At 65.2% G+C, this 19644-nt stretch carries 19 protein-coding genes and 2 tRNA genes; 13 read left to right on the top strand and 8 right to left on the bottom strand.

Translation table 11 applies throughout. The features are described from left to right. Positions 1-2 precede the first annotated feature (2 nt). Together U0034_RS15840 and U0034_RS15835 are read left to right on the top strand one after the other, a co-directional pair. Positions 3-278, top strand: coding sequence for a hypothetical protein (locus tag U0034_RS15840; protein ID WP_085226598.1), 276 nt, complete (start codon positions 3-5; stop codon positions 276-278). Beyond that, positions 278-760, top strand: coding sequence for a GNAT family N-acetyltransferase (locus tag U0034_RS15835; protein WP_085226596.1), 483 nt, complete (start codon positions 278-280; stop codon positions 758-760). The genes U0034_RS15840 and U0034_RS15835 overlap by 1 nt, the downstream gene beginning before the upstream one ends. Positions 761-798: 38 nt before the next feature. On the opposite strand, the gene U0034_RS15830 is transcribed toward U0034_RS15835, so the two are convergent. The 5 genes from U0034_RS15830 to pncB form a co-directional block, all read right to left on the bottom strand. Further along, positions 799-2292, bottom strand: coding sequence for a DNA recombination protein RmuC (locus U0034_RS15830; RefSeq protein WP_085226594.1), 1494 nt, complete (start codon positions 2290-2292; stop codon positions 799-801). After that, positions 2289-3278 (bottom strand): 2-hydroxyacid dehydrogenase, encoded by a 990-nt coding sequence (locus U0034_RS15825; RefSeq protein ID WP_085227232.1) that lies wholly within the window; start codon positions 3276-3278, stop codon positions 2289-2291. The genes U0034_RS15830 and U0034_RS15825 overlap by 4 nt, the downstream gene beginning before the upstream one ends. Before the next feature lie 61 nt (positions 3279-3339). Beyond that, positions 3340-4752 (bottom strand): sodium:proton antiporter, encoded by a 1413-nt coding sequence (locus tag U0034_RS15820; protein WP_233212098.1) that lies wholly within the window; start codon positions 4750-4752, stop codon positions 3340-3342. Between the two features lie 121 nt (positions 4753-4873). Beyond that, positions 4874-5545 (bottom strand): LutC/YkgG family protein, encoded by a 672-nt coding sequence (locus U0034_RS15815; RefSeq protein WP_085226592.1) that lies wholly within the window; start codon positions 5543-5545, stop codon positions 4874-4876. Between the two features lie 131 nt (positions 5546-5676). Then, positions 5677-6873: a nicotinate phosphoribosyltransferase gene (gene pncB / locus U0034_RS15810; RefSeq protein WP_085226589.1), complete on the bottom strand. Its 1197-nt coding sequence runs from the start codon at positions 6871-6873 to the stop codon at positions 5677-5679. A gap of 223 nt (positions 6874-7096) precedes the next feature. Here pncB and fdxA point away from each other — a divergent pair, with 223 nt between their 5' ends. The 7 genes from fdxA (at position 7097) to U0034_RS15775 (ending at position 11158) form a co-directional block, all read left to right on the top strand. Next, on the top strand, positions 7097-7420 hold the full coding sequence (gene fdxA / locus U0034_RS15805; protein ID WP_085226587.1) for a ferredoxin FdxA: 324 nt from the start codon (positions 7097-7099) through the stop codon (positions 7418-7420). A gap of 241 nt (positions 7421-7661) precedes the next feature. Continuing rightward, positions 7662-7737: transfer RNA gene (locus U0034_RS15800), tRNA-Asn, on the top strand. Positions 7738-7815: 78 nt separating this feature from the next. Beyond that, positions 7816-7891, top strand: a tRNA-Asn gene (locus U0034_RS15795). Positions 7892-8123: 232 nt separating this feature from the next. Continuing rightward, positions 8124-8951: an AraC family transcriptional regulator gene (locus tag U0034_RS15790; RefSeq protein ID WP_085226585.1), complete on the top strand. Its 828-nt coding sequence runs from the start codon at positions 8124-8126 to the stop codon at positions 8949-8951. A gap of 192 nt (positions 8952-9143) precedes the next feature. Beyond that, positions 9144-9818, top strand: a complete 675-nt coding sequence (locus U0034_RS15785; protein WP_085226583.1) for an AzlC family ABC transporter permease — start codon at positions 9144-9146, stop codon at positions 9816-9818. Beyond that, a complete protein-coding gene (locus U0034_RS15780) occupies positions 9815-10138 on the top strand; it encodes an AzlD domain-containing protein (protein WP_085226580.1) in 324 nt (107 codons plus the stop codon). The genes U0034_RS15785 and U0034_RS15780 overlap by 4 nt, the downstream gene beginning before the upstream one ends. Before the next feature lie 252 nt (positions 10139-10390). Beyond that, the gene (locus U0034_RS15775; protein WP_085226578.1) at positions 10391-11158 is read left to right on the top strand and encodes a DUF4088 domain-containing protein; all 768 of its coding nucleotides are present in this window, start codon (positions 10391-10393) and stop codon (positions 11156-11158) included. A gap of 28 nt (positions 11159-11186) precedes the next feature. Here the strand turns inward: U0034_RS15775 and U0034_RS15770 are convergent, their stop codons facing one another. Next, a complete protein-coding gene (locus tag U0034_RS15770) occupies positions 11187-13355 on the bottom strand; it encodes an ATP-dependent helicase (protein ID WP_085226576.1) in 2169 nt (722 codons plus the stop codon). Positions 13356-13455: 100 nt separating this feature from the next. Here U0034_RS15770 and U0034_RS15765 point away from each other — a divergent pair, with 100 nt between their 5' ends. The 4 genes from U0034_RS15765 to fumC all read left to right on the top strand — a co-directional run bounded on the left by U0034_RS15765 (position 13456) and on the right by fumC (position 18744). After that, positions 13456-13677, top strand: a complete 222-nt coding sequence (locus U0034_RS15765) for an RNA-binding S4 domain-containing protein (protein ID WP_085226574.1) — start codon at positions 13456-13458, stop codon at positions 13675-13677. 256 nt (positions 13678-13933) lie between these two features. Beyond that, entirely contained in the window at positions 13934-15313 is a 1380-nt protein-coding gene (locus U0034_RS15760) for an MATE family efflux transporter (RefSeq protein ID WP_085226572.1), read from the top strand. Between the two features lie 327 nt (positions 15314-15640). Further along, on the top strand, positions 15641-17278 hold the full coding sequence (locus U0034_RS15755; protein WP_085227230.1) for a phospholipase D-like domain-containing protein: 1638 nt from the start codon (positions 15641-15643) through the stop codon (positions 17276-17278). Between the two features lie 71 nt (positions 17279-17349). After that, positions 17350-18744 (top strand): class II fumarate hydratase, encoded by a 1395-nt coding sequence (gene fumC / locus U0034_RS15750; protein ID WP_085226570.1) that lies wholly within the window; start codon positions 17350-17352, stop codon positions 18742-18744. A gap of 69 nt (positions 18745-18813) precedes the next feature. On the opposite strand, the gene U0034_RS15745 is transcribed toward fumC, so the two are convergent. Both U0034_RS15745 and U0034_RS15740 read right to left on the bottom strand, forming a co-directional pair. Then, positions 18814-19317: an acyl-CoA thioesterase gene (locus tag U0034_RS15745; protein WP_085226568.1), complete on the bottom strand. Its 504-nt coding sequence runs from the start codon at positions 19315-19317 to the stop codon at positions 18814-18816. Positions 19318-19431: 114 nt separating this feature from the next. Next, a complete protein-coding gene (locus U0034_RS15740) occupies positions 19432-19569 on the bottom strand; it encodes a hypothetical protein (protein WP_170151679.1) in 138 nt (45 codons plus the stop codon). Between the last annotated feature and the right edge of the window lie 75 nt (positions 19570-19644).

Here is a 19644-nt window from a genome sequence, read left to right as displayed (position 1 = left end):
ATATGAAAAAACAAATCCTCTCGATCGCGCCCGGGCAAACCGCCAAAGCGCTCATCCTCGTCTACTTGACCTTCAGCGTGCCGATCGTGCTGCTCGGTATGCTCGTCGCCTTCGTCAAGTACGGATCTGTCGAACTGAGCACGCTCTTCAGCGCGCTCCTGCTCAACGCGATCCTCGGCTTCGTGCTGCTATGGATCGCCTGCCACGCCTATAACTGGGTGGCCTCGCGCTTCGGCGGCATCGAGATCGTGCTGTCCGACGTGCCGGAGGAAGCCTGATGACCGACGCGATCCGCGCGGCCGAGCCGCGTGATGTGCCGGCCATGCTCGGGCTCATGCTCGAGCTCGCCGAGTACGAAAAGCTCACGCATCTGTTCGTCGCAACGGAAGACAGCCTGCGTGACGCACTCTTCGGCACCCGGCCCGCCGCGGAAGCGCTCGTGGCCGAGCGCGACGGAAGCATCGTGGGCTACGCGCTTTTCTTCCACAACTTCTCGACGTTTCTCAGCCGCCGTGGACTCTACCTCGAGGACATCTACGTGCAACCCGCGATACGCGGCGGCGGCCTTGGCACCGCACTGCTCAGGCGCGTGGCCGAGATCGCCCTCGAGAGGCAGTGCGGACGCTTCGAGTGGTCGGTGCTCGACTGGAATCAGCCGGCCATCGATTTCTATACGAAGCTCGGGGCAACAGTGATGCCGGATTGGCGCATCGTGCGCGTAACCGACGAAGCACTGCGGCGGCTCGCCCAGGGCGGCTGACGTACACGCCCGGGCCTCATCCGGGCCTCATCCGGGCGTCAGGTCTCCGGCTCGTCCGGGCCGCCCGGTTGGCGGTCACCCAGCAGCCCCGCTGCCTCGTCGCCCGGCAACGCTTCGACTTCCCGCAGCCTCGTATTCATCACGCGCGTACGACGCTCGGCCGCCTCGATTGAGCGCGTCACAGTCTCGAGCTGCGATTTCGTTCTGGCAAGGACCTCGCCGAACTTGCCGAACTCTGTCTTCACCGCACCCAGTACCTGCCAGACCTCGCTCGAGCGCTTTTCGATGGCGAGCGTTCGGAAACCCATCTGCAGGCTGTTGAGCAAGGCCGTCAGCGTAGTGGGGCCCGCCACGGTCACGCGGTACTCGCGCTGCAGCAGGTCGGTCAGGCCCGGCCGCCTCAAGACCTCGGCATAGAGGCCTTCTGTGGGCAGAAACAGCAGCGCGAAATCGGTCGTATGGGGCGGCGCGAGATATTTCTCGGCGATCGTGCGCGCCTCATTGCGCACACGTGTCTCGAGCGAGCGCGCCGCCTCTTCGACCGCAGCGGGGTCCGCGCGCTCCTGCGCGTCGATCAACCGCTCATAGTCCTCGCGAGGAAACTTGGCGTCGATGGGCAACCAGACCGGCACGGCCGCCGCCTCGCCGTTGCCGCGTTCCCCCCGCCCCGGCAGCTTGATCGCAAACTCGACCCGTTCGGCGCTCTTCGGCACCGTCGCTACATTCTTCGCATATTGGTCGGGCGTGAGCATCTGCTCGAGCAGCGCTTCGAGCTGCACCTCGCCCCACGTGCCGCGCGTCTTTACGTTGGTCAACACCTTCTTCAGGTCGCCCACACCGGCTGCGAGCGTCTGCATCTCGCCGAGGCCGCGGTGCACCTGCTCGAGCCGCTCCGAGACAAGCTTGAACGACTCGCCGAGGCGCTGCTCGAGCGTCGCATGCAGCTTCTCGTCGACAGTCCGGCGCATCTCCTCGAGCTTGGTTGCGTTGTTCGCCTCGATGTCCTTCAGGCGTTGCTCGAGTGTGGCCCGCACTTCCGCAAAGCGGCGATCGTTCGCTTCCGTCAGTTGAGCAAGCTGCTGAGCCTGCGTGTCGCCGAAGCGCTTGAGCGCCATCCCCTGCTCGTCGCGCGATTCGAGCGAATGGCGCTGCAAACTCTCGCGCATCGCATCCAACTGCTTCGCGTTGGTCTCGACGAGCTGCGCAAGACGCGCCGCGAACCCTTCGATCTGCTGGTTCTGCACCGTGGCAACGCTCGTTAGCTGCGCAGCGAGCGTCTGCTGGAACTGCGCGAATCCGCCGCCCAGCTCCACGCGGGCAAGCCGCGACGTTTCGGCGATCTCGCTGCGCAACTCGCGCTCGAGCCGCTCGTAGGCGCGAGCCTGTGTTTGGCTCGCCGTCTCGATGCATTCGCCGAGCTCCACGAACGCCGCTCGATCGTTCGCATGCGATACGGCCCGCAACGCTACCGCGAGCGCCACCGCCAGCACCACGACTGTCGCAGCGAGCGCAAACAGGATTGCCGTCGTCATGCGCGCGCCTTGCCGAGCACTTGCGGGTTGACCGGATTGGGCGGCTGGCCGGCCCGCGGCCCGACCCCGAGCGCCGCCATGAGGTTATCGGCCGCAAGATTCGCCATCGCACGCCGCGTCGCTTCGCTCGCGCTCGCGATATGCGGCGTCAGCACGACATTGGGCACTTCGAGCAGCCCCGGGTGAACCTGTGGCTCCCCTTCGAATACGTCGAGGCCGGCCGCGGCGATCCGCTTCTCGCGCAAGGCCTTCGCAAGCGCCGCGTCGTCGACGATGCCGCCGCGCGCGATGTTCGTGAGCGTGGCCGTCGGTTTCATGAGCGCAAACTCCGCCGCGCCAATCGTGTGGTGGTTCTCGGGCGTATAGGGCAAGACCAGAACGACGTGGTCGGCCTGACTCAGCAGTTCGGCTTTCGACAGATATTGGGCGTCAAGCTCGGCTTCGACTTCGGCCCCCACCCGCGAGCGGTTGTGATAGACAACCCGCATGGAAAAGCCGCGCGCGCGGCGCGCGAGTGCCTGCCCGATGCGCCCCATGCCGATGATCCCGAGCGTCGAGCCATAGACGTCGCTGCCCAGAAAACCGTCGTGGCGCCATCCCTTCCAGTGCCCCGCGCGCAGCCAGCGCTCGCTTTCGGCCATGCGCCTGGCGGCAGCCATCATCAGCGCCCAGCCGAAATCGGCCGTCGACTCGTTCAGTACGTCGGGCGTGTTCGTCGCGAGCACATTCGCGGCGTTGAAGGCTGGAATATCGAAGTTGTTGTAGCCAACCGCCATGTTCGATACCACGCGTAGCCGCGGCGCGGCCGCCAGCGTGGCAGCGCCGATCGGGTCGCCGGCCGTCAATGCGCCGTCCTTGTCTGCGAGACGGCTCGCGAGCGCCTCGGGCCCGAGCGGCGGACCATCGTTCCAGTCCACGTCGAAATGCAGCCTGAGCCGTTCGACGACATCGGGAAAAATCGGCCGTGCGACGAAAATCTTTTGCATCGGTGTCTCCGGAATGACGGCCTGCGGCGGCAAGCCGCGAGGCCCCTGGGAAGCTGCACAGCTAGAAAAACAGCCACGTCGTCAACAAGAAGACGGGAGCGAGCACTGCTCCCGACCATGCAAGATAAGCGAAAAAGCTCGGCATGCGCACGCCGCGCGATTCCGCGATCGACTTCACCATGAAGTTCGGCGCATTGCCGATATAGGTATTGGCGCCCATGAACACAGCGCCGGCCGAGATGGCGGTCAGCGTCTTCGCGCCGGCCGTCATCAGCGTCTGTGCATCGCCACCAACGAGATTGAAGAAGACGAGGTAGGTCGGTGCATTGTCGAGGAACGACGAGAGCAGCCCCGTGGCCCAAAAGTACATGGCGTCGATCGGCGCGCCGTGCGCATCGGTCACGAGCGCGACGACGGATGCAAACGCACCGCCCGCGCCGGCACGCAACATGACGATGACCGGCGCAATCGTGACGAAGATGCCGGCGAAGAGCTTGGCCACCTCCTCGATGGGCGCCCACGTGAATGCATTGCCGACGCGCGCCGTACGCGGCGTGAGCTTGAGCGATGCCAGCGCGAGCGCGACGAGCACGACGTCCCGGACGACGTTTTGCAGCTCGACATGCATCCCTGCCATAGGGAACGCGATACCCGGCTTCCACATCCCGCTCATCAGCACCGCCACGATCACGAGCCCGAGCAGGAGGAAGTTCAGCTTGCCCTCGATGGAAAACCCGCGCGTGTCCGGCGTCGGATCGAGAAACGGCGCGCGCTCTTCTTCGCGACGATGGTAGAAATACGAGTCGAGCGCATAGAAGATTGCGAGCAGCAACCCGCAGACCACGAGCATCGGCAGCAGCAGATGCCGCGTGGTCCAGAAGAAGCTCACGCCGTTCAGAAAGCCGAGGAAGAGCGGCGGATCGCCGAGCGGCGTAAGCGCACCGCCGACATTGGCGACAAGAAAGATGAAGAAGACCACCACATGCACAACGTGCTTGCGGTTGTCGTTCGCGCGCAGCAGGGGGCGAATCAGCAGCATCGCCGCGCCCGTCGTCCCCATGACGCTGGCGAGTAGCGTGCCGAGCGCCAGCATCGCCGTGTTCATGCCGGGCGAGCCATGGAGATTCCCGCGCACGCAGATGCCGCCGGCAATCGTATAAAGCGCGCTCAGCAGCACGATGAACGGGATGTACTCGGCGACGAGCGCATGTGCGAGCGTGTCGAACGCGGGCCCCATACCGAAGGCGATCGCGAACGGCACGAGGAAAGCGAATGCCCACGCCGCGGCGATCTTGCCGAAATGGCGATGCCAGAACATCGGGGCAATCAGCGGAAAAACCGCGATCGACAGCAGAATCCCGGCGAACGGCAACGCCCACGCAGCGCTGAGCGTCGCACCGTCGAGTGTGGCGGCGAACGCGGCACTCGGCCACAGCTGGATCGCCAGAAAGAAAAGCGCGGCCGCGAGCGGCATGCGCGCCGCTGCGGCATATTTCGATTTCATCACGGTTGGTTCGTTATTCTCTTCGAAGTCCCTGCCCGGCGGCCCGGCGCAAACAACGTTCGGCGGCACCGCCGCCGTGCCGCCTGCACGCTCACGCGCCGCGCACGACGATCGCGTGAACACGGTATGGGCCGTGCGCGCCCAGGACGATGGTTTGTTCGATGTCGCCGGTGCGAGAAGGCCCCGACACGAAATTGACCGCGCGCGGCAGCTCGCCGAGTTCGGCACGCATGAGCGCGAATGCCTCTTCATGCCCCGCGACGATGCGCGAAGCCGGCACGATCGCGATATGCGTCTCGGGCAAGAGCCCGGCCGATACGTCAGTGCCGGGGCCCGACACGAGCGCGAGCGAACCCGTCTCGGCCGTTGCGCAAAAACAGCCCGTGATGCCAACCAGATCGCCGTCGCGAGGTTTGCGGCACTCCACCGCCACCCCGGCAGCCGCCCATGGCAGCGATTCGAGGGTGCGCCACGCCACCGCTTGCAGCGGCAGGGCGCCGGCCGTCAGATAACGCGCGACGGCCGCCGGCACGTGATCGAGCGTATCGACTGTTTCGACACTCGTGGCCATCAACCGTGCCTCGTCGACGAAACGCGCGAGGAGCCCTTCGGGGTCCCCCGGCATCGCGGGGCGCGGCCCCGTGGGATGGCGCGCGAGGTAATCGGCTGCCGCCTCTTGTTCCGCGGGCTCGGGTTGCGCCTCGCGGCCGCTCGCTGCACGAATGCGCGCCAAGATGTTGCGGCGCGCCGCAGAGGTATCCATGCGTTGCTCCTGTCCGAGGCGATGACGAATGGCCGATTATAGCGGCGGTCTTTTTCGAGACATATGGGCCGAATGGCCGAATGGCCGATGCTGCCGATGCCGCCGATGCCGCCGATGCGGGCGCCCCCGTGTCACTCGCCGGAATCGTCGGCGGGCGCTTCGATGTCGAAGACCTGCCGCAGATAGGCGAGATAAGCCTTGTCGTCGCACATGTTCTTGCCCGGCGAATCGGAGAGCTTCGCCACGGGCTGGCCGTTACAGCGGACCATCTTGATGACGATCTGCAGTGGGCTGTAGCCGAGGTCGTTGGTGAGATTCGTGCCCACGCCGAAGGCGAGGCGGCAGCGGGTGCGAAACCGTTCGTAGAGCTGCAGTACTTTCGGAATGTCGAGCGCGTCGGAAAACACGAGCACTTTCGTGCGCGGATCGCAGCGGTTTTCCTCGTAATGGCGCAGCAACCGCTCGCCCCATTCGAACGGATCGCCCGAATCGTGCCGCGCGCCGTCGAAGAGCTTGCAGAAGTACATGTCGAAGTCGCGCAGAAATGCCTTCATTCCGTAGACGTCGGAAAGCGCGATGCCGAGATCGCCGCGGTATTCCTTGGCCCAGACCTCGAAGCCGTATGTCTGCGAGTCGCGCAGCCGTGGGCCGAGCGCCTGGCAAGCCTGCAGATATTCGTGCGCCATTGTGCCGAGCGGCACGAGGCCGTGTTTCTTCGCATAAAACACATTGCTCGTACCCGCGAACTGCTCGCTGATGCCGCTCGTGAGCGTGAGAATCACCTCTTCGTGCCAACGCTTCGAAAAGCGCCGGCGGGTCCCGTAATCGGCAATCTTGCAGTCGGCGAACTCGGGACGCGCGCCGAGCAGCTTGATCTTCTCGCGCAGTCGCTCGCGGCCGATCGCATAGTCGGGCGCGCGCTGCGTATTGCGGAAATACACTTCGTTGACGATGGCGAGCACGGGGATCTCGAAGAGAATCGTATGCAGCCACGGCCCCTGGATGATGATTTCGATTTCGCCGTTGCCTTTGGCCGATGGTTCGATCGAAATGTATTTTTCGTTCAGGTGGAAAAGGCCGAGAAAATCGACGAAATCGCTTTTGATAAAGCGCATGCGGCGCAGATAGTCGAGCTCGTCATCCGAGAACCGCAGCGAACACAGGCGGCGGACTTCGTCGCGAATCTCTTCCACGTAGGGGGCGAGCGCCACGTTCGGCGTGCGGCAGCGAAAACGATATTCGACGTTCGCGGCGGGAAACTGATGCAGTACGACCTGCATCATCGTGAACTTGTAGAGATCGGTATCGAGCAGCGAGGTGATGATCATGACGCTCCAGCCGGGAATCGAACTTAAGGCGCGGCCCACGCGCGGTAGCGGCATGTTACCGGATGTCGCACCCGCTCGTGGCCGCGCCTGGGGCCCCATAAACTAATCACGAATCGATCTAAGGCGCAACGGGAGCCCGGACCTTGGGTACGGCTTGTTACGTTACAATAACTCGTTTGCCTACTCGCAACAGATTCCCCGATACCAGTGTGCAGGAGCTTGAATGACTCACGTTGTGACCGAAAGCTGCATCAAATGCAAATACACAGACTGCGTGGACGTATGTCCGGTCGACTGCTTTCGCGAAGGTCCCAACTTCCTCGCGATCGATCCCGATGAATGCATCGACTGCGCCGTTTGCGTGGCCGAGTGCCCGGTCAATGCCATCTATGCCGAGGAAGACGTTCCTGGCGATCAGCAGCAGTTCGTCGAGCTGAACGCCGACCTCGCCAAGGGCTGGCCGAGCATCACGAAGACCAAGGGCGCACTGCCCGAGGCCGATCAGTGGAAGGACGTGAAAGACAAGCTCGACAAGCTCGAGCGTTAAGCGGCGTCGGCGTCGGCAAGACGCCCTCGGCGGCTTTGGGCCATCGGTTCGCGGCTCTTTGCGGCTCTTTGCGCCTCTCCTGTTCCCCTTCGTCTTTTCTCCGCTTTTGCAGGCCGACCCGTGCAGGCGATGGGCCGAGCCGTCCGGCGCGCATCAGTGTTGCGCAAACGGTCAGCCGAGGACAGGGGTATTGACAGCATGAGCAACCGTCCATAAAATCCCGCTTCTCTGCTGTTGTTGTTCCCCGATAGCTCAGTCGGTAGAGCGCCGGACTGTTAATCCGTAGGTCCCTGGTTCGAGCCCAGGTCGGGGAGCCAAAGAATACAAGCAAAGAGCCCGTTGAAGACGACGGGCTCTTTGCATAGAAGCGTCACGATTTACCGTAGCAGTATTGTTCCCCGATAGCTCAGTCGGTAGAGCGCCGGACTGTTAATCCGTAGGTCCCTGGTTCGAGCCCAGGTCGGGGAGCCAAAGTACAAAAAAAAGCCCGTCAGCAATGACGGGCTTTTTTTTGCCTGCTCCATCCTTTTCCTTCATCGCTTCCTGTCCCCGTTTTCCGTCCCCGTCGTTCGCGACGTGCCGATCGGACACACGTGCGCACTTCGCGCTATGCTGGCGTTCCGTCGCAAGGAGACGGTCCGGTCCACTGGTCGCGGCACGCCCGCTGCTCGACATATTTGCATCGCCACCTTTCCGAACTGCCATGAACGCGCCCCGCTTTCGCGACTCCGCCCGCTACTGGCGCACGCCGCTTCTGCCCGGCGCCGACATGCTGACCGCCGAGTATCGCGAGCACACGTTCGCCCCGCACTGGCACGAGGCCTACACCGTCCCTGTCATCGAGGCCGGTGCCGAAGCCTACGCCTATCGCGGCGCACGCTACGTCGCGCAAGCGGGTACGGTGCCTATCATCAATCCCGGCGAAGTGCACACCGGCTCGCGCGCCATCGAGGCCGGCTGGCGCTACCGCGTGCTTTACGTGCCGGTCGACGAAATCCGGCGCCTTGCCGGCGAGTTGTCGGGCAAGCCTCACATGCTGCCCTGGTTCCCCGCGGCGCCCATCGACGACCCCGATCTTGCCGCGCGCATTGCTCGGGCACACCGCCTGCTCGAAGCTGATGGCGACCCGCTCGCCGCGCAGACTGCGCTCGTCGATGCGCTTTCGACGCTTGTCGCAAGGCACGCGCAAGGGCAGCCGGAAACGCTGAAGCTCGCGGCCGACGCGCCGCGCGTCGCCGCCATGAAAGCGCGCCTCGCAGCCGAACTCGCGGAGCCGATTACGCTCGCCGAGCTGGCCGACGAAGTCGGCCTCTCGCCTTTTCACGCGGCCCGGCTTTTCACGCGAGCCACGGGCCTCGCTCCCCATGCCTGGCGCAACCAGTTGCGGCTGCAGCATGCGCTCGGACCGCTGCGTTCGGGCATGTCCGTCACGGACGTCGCGGCCGCGAGCGGCTTCACCGACCAGAGCCATTTCACGCGGCATTTCAAGCGGATGTTCGGTGTGCCGCCCGGCCGCTGGCAGGCCAGCTGACCCCGTTCAGCGACGAAGCGCCCGAGCGCGCCCGGGCTCCGGCCACACACGGGTACGCGCGGGTACGCGCGCAAGAACGTACAAGCGCATGCGGGCGCGCACGACTATCCTCGGCTGCCATAGGAGGATCTCTCGTTGAACCCGCGCACCCCCCTCAGTGAATTCGCCAACGGCGCACGCGACACACTTCCGATGATGATCGGTGCGGGCCCGTTCGGCATTATCTTCGGCACGCTCGTTGCCTCCAGCCCACTGCGGCTCTGGCACGGCCAGTTGATGTCGCTTGCCGTGTTCGCCGGCTCCGCGCAGTTCATCGCGCTCGGCCTGATCGCCGGCCATGCCAGTTTCGCCGTCGTCTGGGCGACGACGCTCATCGTCAATCTGCGGCATGTGCTCTACAGCGCAACGCTCGCCCCCTACGTCGCGCACCTGCCGACGCGCTGGCGCTGGGCGCTTGGCGCGCTGCTCACCGACGAAGTATTTGCCGTCGCCTATTCGCACTATCGCGCGGCGCCTGTCGGCGCGATCGGCCCGCACTATTTTCTCGGCTCCGGCCTGGCCATGTATATCAACTGGCAACTCTGGACACTCGCCGGCCTGCTTTTCGGGGCGGCGTTTCCGGGTCTGCAATCGCTTGGCCTCGATTTCGCGATGGCCGCCACGTTCATCGCGATCGTCGTGCCGCAACTCGTCGCGCTTCGCTATATCGCCGCCGCGGCGGTCGCCGGCCTTCTCGCCTGGCTCTGCGCCGCGTGGCCGTACAAGCTGGGGCTCCTCGCCGCCGTGGCGGGCGGCGTCGTCGTCGGCCTCGCGCTGTCGCGCCCGTGGCAATCCGGCCAACGCGCACACGCGGAGGCGATGCGATGATCTACGCGATACTCATCCTCGGCATGGCGCTCATCACCTGCCTCATTCGGGCAACGGTGTTCGTGTTGGGCGAGCGCATCGCCTTCCCTCCGCTCCTGCGCACCGCACTCGGATTCGTTCCAGTAACCGTGCTCACGGCCATCATCGTGCCAATGACGGTCGCGCCCCATGGTGGTGCAGCCGAAATCACCTGGCGCAACCCGCAGCTCGTGGGGGCCCTGGCGGCCTGCCTCGTCTCGGCCGCGACGCGCCGGCCGCTCCTCACGATCGCGGTCGGGCTCGGCGTCTTTTTCCTATGGCAATGGCTCGTCGTGCATTGAAGCACCCGGGTCGATGGTTCGGCTTCAACGATAAACGCCCGTGATAACCCTCAAGTTCCGCCGTCGCCCGCCGATAAACAGACGAACCGCGTAGGCCGGCCAGCATGGCTGCCGGCCGTCGAACGCATTGACGACATCGATGTACGGGCGCCGACGCGCGTGCCGTACCGCCTCCGCCGTGCCGGCGGGCGCAACGGTGCGCTTGCTCGCCCATCGACGAGCAAGCGCGCTCACGAGCCTTCAGGACATGCCATGGGTCAGATCACCCTTCATCTTCGAGACGAGACCGTCGCCTCGCTGCACAAGGACTTCGAGGCCTTCGTGCGCGTGTCGCTGAAGCTCGACCCCCAGTTCGCGACGCCCTCGTTCGAGGATTTTTTGCGCGCCAAGCTACTCGACAACATGGTGCCGCTCACCGAACACGCCGTGCAGCGGATGCTGCAGGGGGGCCAATACGCCTGGGCCAAGCGCACGCTTGACAAGGAGTTCCCGGATGTTGTCGCGATCCTCGTGCGGCAAGCCGAGGAGCACGGGTTTTCGTTCGCCTATCGCTCGCAGTGGACCTCGGACGAGCTCGCCAAGGCTTGCCACGACTGGGCCTCGGCCATCGTGAAGGAAGCGGGCGGCGACGCGGCGCTCGTCGACCCGCTCTCCGCGCAGATCAAGTCGTCAGCGCGAGACATCGAATCGCTCGAGGAAAAGATGCAGACGCCGGCCTGGCGGCTCGCGGAATCGCTGCGCCAGCGCGTGTACGAAGCGAAGATCGCCTGCGAGACGAGCATCGGCAGCACGGCGCGCGAGAAGCTCGGTGAATTGCGCGGCCTGCTCAAGCTCGGCCTCTCGCACGGCTCCTTCCAGAAACAGGAGGCGCAGCAGATCATGGAATTCCTGCGCCTGCTCAAGCCCGAGATCTTCGTCGAGGAGCCGTACGACATCTTCTCGCGCATGGCCGCCTGGTTGCGCAACTTCTTCAATCCCCCGGTACGGCAGCCGCGCCCGCAGGAGCGACGCCAGCGCTGAGTGCGTTTCGAGCGCGGTCGCTCCTCGCTCACTCCCACATTTTCTTCAACTGCGCGGCGATATCGACGCGCGCCTTCGCCGCGGCAGCCAATCCCGCCTCGGTGGGCGGTGCGGACCGCGGCACGGGCGGCCATGCCTCGAGTTCGAAAAGCGGTAGCAGTTGCGCGGGAATGAAGCGCGTGCGCGACGCATAGACGTGGCGGTCTCCGTGCTGCGCCTGCCCGTGGACATAAAAGCGCTGCGGCACGACGATGTGCAAGTCGTCCTTCGCGCGTGTCATGGCGACGTAAAGCAGCCGCCGTTCCTCCTCGAGCTCGGCCTCGCTGCCCGCCCCAAGATCCGACGGGATACAGCCGTCCACGCCGTTCAGCACGAACACGTTGCGCCACTCCTGGCCCTTCGCCGAGTGGATCGTCGAGAGAATCAAATAGTCTTCGTCGACAAGCGGTGCACCCGACTCGTCGCTCGTGGCGTCGGGCGGATCGAGCGCGAGTTCGGTCAAGAAGCGCTCGCGCGACGCGTACGTTGCCGCCAGGCTCTCCATTTGCAGGATGTCGGCATGGCGGGCCGCTGCATCGTCGTGATTGCGCTCGAGATGCGGCTCGTACCAGCGCCGGACCTGCTCGAACTCGGCAGGCCATGGCGTGCGCACGCACCAGAGGTCCGTCATCAGCGCGGTAAAAGAAGGCCAGTCGTCGGCCGCACGCAACGGCGGTGCGAATCCCGCGAGCGAGCGGGAAGCATCGTCCGCCTGGGCCGCATCGAGCAGCCGCCCGGCCGTTGCCGGCCCGACCCCGGGCAACAGCTGCGCCACGCGAAAACCGGCAATGCGGTCGCGCGGATTGAACGCCCATCGCAGCACGGCGAGCACGTCTTTGACGTGCACCGAATCGAGAAACCTGAGCCCGCCGAACTTCACGAAAGGAATGTTGCGCCGCGCAAGCTCCAGTTCGAGCGCAGCGCTGTGATGCGCGGCCCGGAACAGCACGGCTTGAGACTTCAGCCTCACGCCGGCCTCGCGCGCTTCGAGCACACATTCGACGACGTAGCGCGCCTGCTCGAGCTCGCCTGCCACCGTCACGAGGCGCGGGCGCCCGCCGGAGGTCTTGTCCGTCCACAGGTCTTTCGTGAAACGCTCGGCCGCGAGCCCGATCACCGCGTTCGACGCAGCGAGAATCGGCGCGCTCGACCGGTAATTACGCTCGAGCGTCACCCGATGCGCCTCGGGTTCGAACTGCGCCGGGAAATCGAGGATATTGCGCACGGTCGCGCCGCGAAACGCGTAGATCGACTGCGCGTCGTCACCGACGACAGTAAGCCCGCGCCCGTCGGGCTTCATCGCACGCAGGATCGAGGCCTGCAGGCGGTTCGTGTCCTGATATTCGTCGACGAGCACATGGTCGAAGCGCGCCGCGAGATCCGCACCGATCTCGCTCACTTCGGCCATGCGAGCCCAGTAGAGCAGCAAATCGTCATAGTCGAGCACGTTTTGCGCTTGCTTCGCCCGCACATAGCCCGCAAACAGCGCGCGCAGCTCGGCCTCCCATTCACGGCACCAGGCGAACGCCGCATCGAGCACTTCCGGCAGCGACGCACCGGTATTGACCACCCGCGAATAGATCGCCAGGCAGGTCCCCTTCTTCGGAAAACGGCGTGCTTTCGCCGAGAGGCCCTGCTCGTGACGGACGACATCGAGCAGATCGGCGCAGTCTTCACGGTCGCCGATCGTAAACACCGGCGACAAGCCGATCGACTCGGCGTACTCGCGCAAGAGCCGCGCGCCGACGCTGTGGAAAGTGCCCGACCAGGCCAACGCATCGGCCAGATCCGCGCGCGAGCCGAGCGCCGCGGCGGCGATCCGCGCCGCGCGGCGCGTCATTTCCTGAGCGGCGCGCCGGGAGAACGTCAGCAGCAGCACACGGCGTGGATCCGCGCCCCGCACGAGCAAGTGCGCGACGCGGTGCGCAAGCGTGTTCGTCTTGCCCGAGCCCGCGCCCGCGATGACGAGTAGCGGGCCACCCGGTTGAGCGGCCGCATCGATGCCGTACTCCACAGCCGCGCGCTGCGCGTCGTTGAGCTTGGCAAGGTACGGAGCGTCTTCCGAGGGACGCGCGAGGGAGGTGGAAGCAAACACGGCGGATCGGACTCGAATGCAATAAGCGCCGGCGAAGAGCGGCGAAGCATACTGTATATCCATACAACCCGCGCAGGCAAGCAAATTGGCGCGTCCTATTCCCGAGACGGGCACCTTTGGCTTATGATGCCTGCCCGCCCCCGCGTTACCGACGTCTCATTCGATGGCCAATCTCGATTTCACGCTCACCGGCGAGTACGTCGAACTGCATAATCTGCTCAAGCTCTCGGGGCTCGCCGATAGCGGCGGCTCAGCCAAAGCGCTCGTCGCGTCAGGGGCGGTGCGTGTGGACGGTCGCGTCGAGCTGCGCAAGACCTGCAAGATCCGCGCGGGGCAGGTCGTCCTGCTCGGAGACACGCGCATCGCCATACACGAGCCGGCCTGACGCGCGCTCGCTCGAGGTGGCAGCGCGAGCAGGGCACCCCGCTTTATATCGTCGCCTCGATACACGGCCGCGCGTCCGGTACCCGGCCGTGCCCATCGACAGCCGGACGCTGTCGCAATAAGCTCTTTATTTTCCGACAAATGCGCGGCCCCGGCGTGGCGGAGATCCAGGTACAGCGCTCGTAGCGCCAACTCCGATCGATGCCCCGTTGGCACATAGCACGGGCCGCCGTCGCACTATCGCTCCCGTTCAAGCCATGTCGCAATCCGGTCTCTCGCATGCGGCGGCCGCGCCGCCGAAGCTTTCCACTCACGCAGCCGAAACAGCCCGGCTCGCCGCGCCGCTCGCTATCGCCCAACTCTCGCAAATGGCCATGGGCGTGACCGATACGATCCTGCTCGGCGCACTCGGAGCAGGCGCGATCGCAGCCGGCGGCCTCGGATCGAATATCTTTTTTTTCGCCGTCACGCTGTTGCAAGGCGTGCTGAGTTCCGTCAGCGTGACCGTGGCCAATGCGCGCGGCTCCAAGGCCGAGCATCGCGTGCCGCCGATCTATTGGAGCGGCCTGGTGCTGTCGGTGCTGCTCACCGTGCCCGCATTCGCCGTACTTTCATTCACGGAGCCGATCCTGCTCCTGTTCGGCGAACCCGCGGCGCTCGCGCGCGATGTCGGCGCCTACACGGCCGTGCTGCGCTGGGCATCGCTCGGCAGTCTCATCGGCGTCGGCATGATGCGCGCATTCCTGCCGGCGATCGGCGCAGCCAAGCGCCTCTTGTGGATTTCGGTCGCGAGCGTTGGCGTCAACGCAGTGCTCAATTATGGTCTCATTCACGGCGCTTACGGCCTGCCCCGGCTTGGCCTGCTCGGCTCGGCCACTGCCACCACGGTGACGATCTGGCTGACGGCAATCGCCCTCGTCGCGCTGCTGCATGGCCGCCCGCGCTATCGCCATTTCGTCGCGGCGGCCCGGCCCAACGTCCCGCTGATGAGCGAGCTCTTCGGCATCGGCTGGCCTGTGGCCATCACGTTCGGCGTCGAGTCCGCGCTCTTTCTGGCTACCGGTCTCATGGCAGGCCTCTTCGGCGAAACACATCTGGCCGCGAACCAGATCGCACTGAACGTCACGTCCGTCCTCTTCATGGTGCCGCTCGCGATCGGGCAAGCTGCCAATGTGCGGGTCGGTTATTGGATCGGAGCCGGACATCCGCTCGCGGCGCGCCATGCCGGCTTCGTCGCGCTCGGCCTCGGCATCGCGTTCATGTCGCTCTCGGGGCTGCTGCTCATCATCGCGCCGCATGCCATCGTCGGGCTGTATCTGAACCTCCATGACCCGGTCAATGCACAGACCGTCGCGATCGCCACCGCGCTGCTCGGCATCGCCGCGGTTTATCAGATCGTCGACGGCATGCAGGTGATCGGCGCCGGTTGCCTGCGCGGGCTCAAAGACACACGCATCCCGATGGTGGCTGCCGCGTTCGGCTACTGGGGTGTCGGATTTCCCACGGGCTACCTGCTCGCGTTCCACGCGGATCTGGGCGCGCGAGGACTCTGGTGGGGGCTTGCCGCCGGACTGTCGAGTGTTGCGCTCCTGCTGACACTGCGCTTCGAGCGCATGACCCGGCCACACCGCAAGTGAGCCGCGCGCGACCCCATGCCGGGCGCGGTGCAAATCCGCTCGTCTGACGAATCGGCCCGTTGACCCGCCCGCCCCCGGCCGACACCTGCTGACCATTGGTTTGCGGACCGATGGCAGGCCGCTGGCCGTCTGGCCCCGTCCTTGCCTCTCGGATGGCAGACGGCACGCAAGCCGCCGAGGCGCAGTCCGCTCGCGCTCGATGCAGGCTCGCGCCGGCCACCCACCAGCTGCAACTGGCCCTAGAATGTATTTCGTGCCGGAGCAACCGGCACCGGATGCCCGCACGATAACGTTCATCGCCTGGAGAGGTCCGCCGTGTTCGAGTTCATGCGGTCAAGCTCAAACGCCCATGTGTCCCTACGTTTCGCCGCGTGGCTACTGCTCGCGGCGGCCGTCGCGCTGGGTGCGGCCTGCACGACGCTGCCGCCCGCCACGTCGCTCGAGCGCCCTGTCACGCATGCGCTCGCTGATCCTGATGCCACCCCGCTCGGCAAGGCTCTGACGCCCCTCGAAGCAGCCCATCCCGGTCAATCGGGCTTTCGTCTGCTTACCGATGGCACCGACGCCCTGCAGATGCGCATCGCTGTCGCGCGGGCCGCTACGCAAACGCTCGACTTGCAGTACTACATTGCTTCCGAGGATACGACGGGACGGCTGCTGCTCGCGGCCGCGCTCTACGCGGCCGACCGCGGGGTGCGCGTGCGCATGCTCGTCGACGATCTGAATTTCAAGGACAGCAAACGCCTCATGGCGGCGCTCGCCACCCACGCGCGCATTGAAGTGCGCGTGTTCAACCCGTTCGGCAGCGCGCACGACAGCGTATTCGCGCGTACCGAAGACCTCTTCACGCGCATCGACCGATTCACCCGCCGCATGCACAACAAGGCGATGATCGCGGACGGTGCCGTGGCGATCGTCGGCGGCCGAAATCTCGGCGACGAATACTTCAGCGCCAGCCCGAAGCTTCAGTTTCGCGATCTTGACGTACTCGCCGCCGGGCCGATCGTGGCCAAGGCTTCGGCCAGCTTCGATCAGTTTTGGAACAGCGCCCTCGCCTACCCCGTTGCCGCGCTCGACAAGGGCAGCTATGCAACGGAAGATCTGCGCTCGGCGCGCGACGCGCTACGCACGCACTGGCGCACGGAGGCGCAGGCGGTCGGCGCGAGGCCGCTTACCACCGCGCCGCTCGCGGCGCGGATTGCCCAACATGGTCTCGGCCTGGTCTGGGCACCCGCCCAATTCCTCGTCGACTCGCCACGCAAGGTGACCGATCTCGACGGCACTTACCGCAGCCCGCCAATGCAGCGTCTCGCTCAACTGCTCGGCGATGCGCGGCACGAAGTGCTCATTCTCTCGCCCTACTTCGTTCCGCACGACGCGGGGGTACGCCTGCTCGGCACATTGACTCATCGCGGCGTGCGCGTGATCGTCGTCACGAACTCGATGGCATCGACCGACGCCGTGGCCGTTCAGGCAGGCTACAACCCCTATCGCATCCCGCTGCTCGAAAACGGCGTGGAACTTTATGAATTCCAGCCGTTGCAGCGCGAGCGCTCACGCTTTTTTGCAGGGTCCAACTCGCGCTCGAGCCTGCACGCGAAAGCATACGTGATCGATCGCCGCAAGCTCGTGATCGGCTCGATGAACTTCGATCCGCGCTCCGCGCATCTCAATACCGAACTTGCGCTCTTCATCGACAGCGAACAACTCGCGAACCAGGTCGCATCGCTCATCGTGCGGGCCACGTCCCCCGATGTGAGCTATCGCGTCACGCTCGCGACGCCCGAGGAGAACGCGCGGCTGCGCGCGCTGGGTGCGCCCGTCTCGGGTCTCGAGTGGAGCGGCGACGAGCACAACGGCAGCGTTTCGTATCGGCGCACGTGGTCGCTGGATCCGGAGGCCGGCTTCGTGCGCAACTTGCTGACCGGGTTCTTCCGTCTGCTGCCGATCGACTCGCAGCTTTGAGCGGTTGCAGGCACCGCAGCTCGCTCAGGCGTAATCTTTCCACATCAATCGCCATCAACCCGGAGCCAGACATGACCGAAGACGTTCGCATGGAACGCGATACGTTCGGCGAGATCGCCGTCCCGAATGCGCGCCTGTGGGGGACGCAAACACAGCGCTCGCTCGAGAATTTCAGGATTTCGACCGAGAAGCAGTCGCCCGAACTGATTACATCGCTTGCGATCGTCAAACGCGCCGCTGCCGAGGTCAACCTCGAGCTCGGCGTCCTTGCCGAAGACAAGGCGCGTGCCATCATGCAGGCCGCCGACGAAGTGATCGCAGGCCGGCATGCGGGGGAATTCCCGCTTGCGGTATGGCAAACGGGCTCCGGCACGCAAACGAACATGAACCTGAACGAGGTCATCGCCAATCGTGCGAGCGAGATCCTTGGCGGCGAGCGCGGTGAAGCACGCAAGATCCATCCGAACGACGACGTGAACCGCGGACAGTCGTCCAACGATGTGTTCCCAACCGCCATGCACGTGGCCGCCGCTCAGGGAATCGTAAAGCACCTGTTGCCCGCGCTCGCGACGCTGCGCGCAACGCTCGACACGAAGGCCCGCGCGTTCGCCGATATCGTGAAAATCGGCCGCACGCATCTGCAGGACGCCACGCCGCTCACGCTCGGCCAGGAATTCTCCGGCTACGTCGCGCAGCTCGAACACTGCGTAGCGCACGTACAAGCGACGCTGCCGCATCTGTACGAACTTGCCCAAGGCGGCACGGCCGTGGGTACCGGCCTGAACGCGCACCCTGAATTCGCCACGCGCGTGGCCGCCGCCATCGGACGTCTGACCGGACTGCCGTTCGTGAGCGCGGCCAACAAATTCGAAGTGATGGCCGCAGCCGATGCGCTCGTCTTCGCGCACGGCGCGTTAAAGACCGTCGCGGCGAGCCTCATGAAGATCGCCAACGACGTGCGCTGGCTCGCAAGCGGCCCCCGCTGCGGCCTCGGCGAAATTGCGATTCCCGAAAACGAGCCGGGCAGCTCCATCATGCCGGGCAAGGTCAATCCGACGCAATCGGAAGCCGTGACGATGCTCTGCTGCCAGGTATTCGGCAACGATGTCGCCGTCAACGTCGGCGGCGCGAGCGGCAACTTCGAGCTGAACGTGTTTCGCCCGATGATCGCGCACAACGTGCTGCAATCGATCCGGCTGCTCGCGGACGGTGCCCAAAGCTTCAACGATCATTGTGCCGTGGGCATCGAGCCGAACCGCGCCCGCATCGACGCGCTGCTCAACGAATCGCTGATGCTGGTGACGGCGCTCAATCCGCACATCGGCTACGACAAGGCCGCGCAGATTGCAAAGAAAGCGCACAAGGACGGGGCAACGCTCAAAGCGGCGGCACTCGCCCTCGGCTACGTCAGCGAGGCCCAGTTCGACGAATGGGTGCGCCCGGAGCAGATGGTCGGACGCCGCTAAGCCGCGCTGCGAAACGCAGGAGCGCGACGCTCGAATGCCGGGCGCCGCGGCACCGCCGCTAGGCCGCGCTCAGATCTTGCCCTGCGCCATTTCTTCGGGCTTGAGTTCGATGATCGCGTCAAGGGCCGCTTTCACGTCCATCGCATATTTGGCCACGCGCTTTTGCTCGTCCGTGGCCGGCACGAACGGCGGCACGGGAATCGGCGTTCCGTTTTCGTCCACCGCGACGAAGACGACGAGGCAATCGGTCGTGAGCCGCAACTGGCCGCTCTTTGGGTCCCCGGCGTGCACCGTCACGTGGATATGCATGCTCGTGCGGCCCGTGGCCACCACCCGGGCGCGCAACTCGACGAGATTGCCAACGAGAATCGGCCGCCGGAACCGGATATTGCCCACGCTCACGGTCACGCAGTACCGGCCCGACCAGACCGCCGCGCAGGCATAGGCGGTTTCGTCGATCCATTTCATCAACGCACCCCCGTGAACCTTGCCGCCGAAGTTGACGGAGGTGGGTTCGGCCAGGAAGCGGAAGGTGGTTTCGGAACGGTCCAGCGGGGCAGTCGGGGTAGTCATCGTGGCTCCGGTCAAGCATCCAATCGGGCGGCAAAGGTGGCGATTATACGGGCGCCATATTGGGCTGCGGTGGATGCGCCCGCGCGGCCCGCCCAGCCCTCCCCGTCGCCCCATTCACTTCCGAATGGTCACGCCCGTGTCGATCGTGCCGTACATCGTGATGCTTCCACCCTGGCTGCTGCCCGAAGCGCCGCTTTGCGCACACGCGCCGAGCGCCCAAACCACCGTGAGCGCCGCAATCCATGCTTTCATCGAACCCCCACTGGCTTCTTGCTCCCGATGAATTCTAGCGCGGCGGCAGCCGGCTCCCGTTTCCATCACGAGAAA

Origin of the sequence: Trinickia caryophylli (genome assembly GCF_034424545.1) — a bacterium.
Classification (GTDB): Bacteria; Pseudomonadota; Gammaproteobacteria; order Burkholderiales; family Burkholderiaceae; genus Trinickia; species Trinickia caryophylli.
Note: the sequence above shows the minus strand (reverse complement) of the source record. Positions and strands in the feature narration are given on the sequence as shown.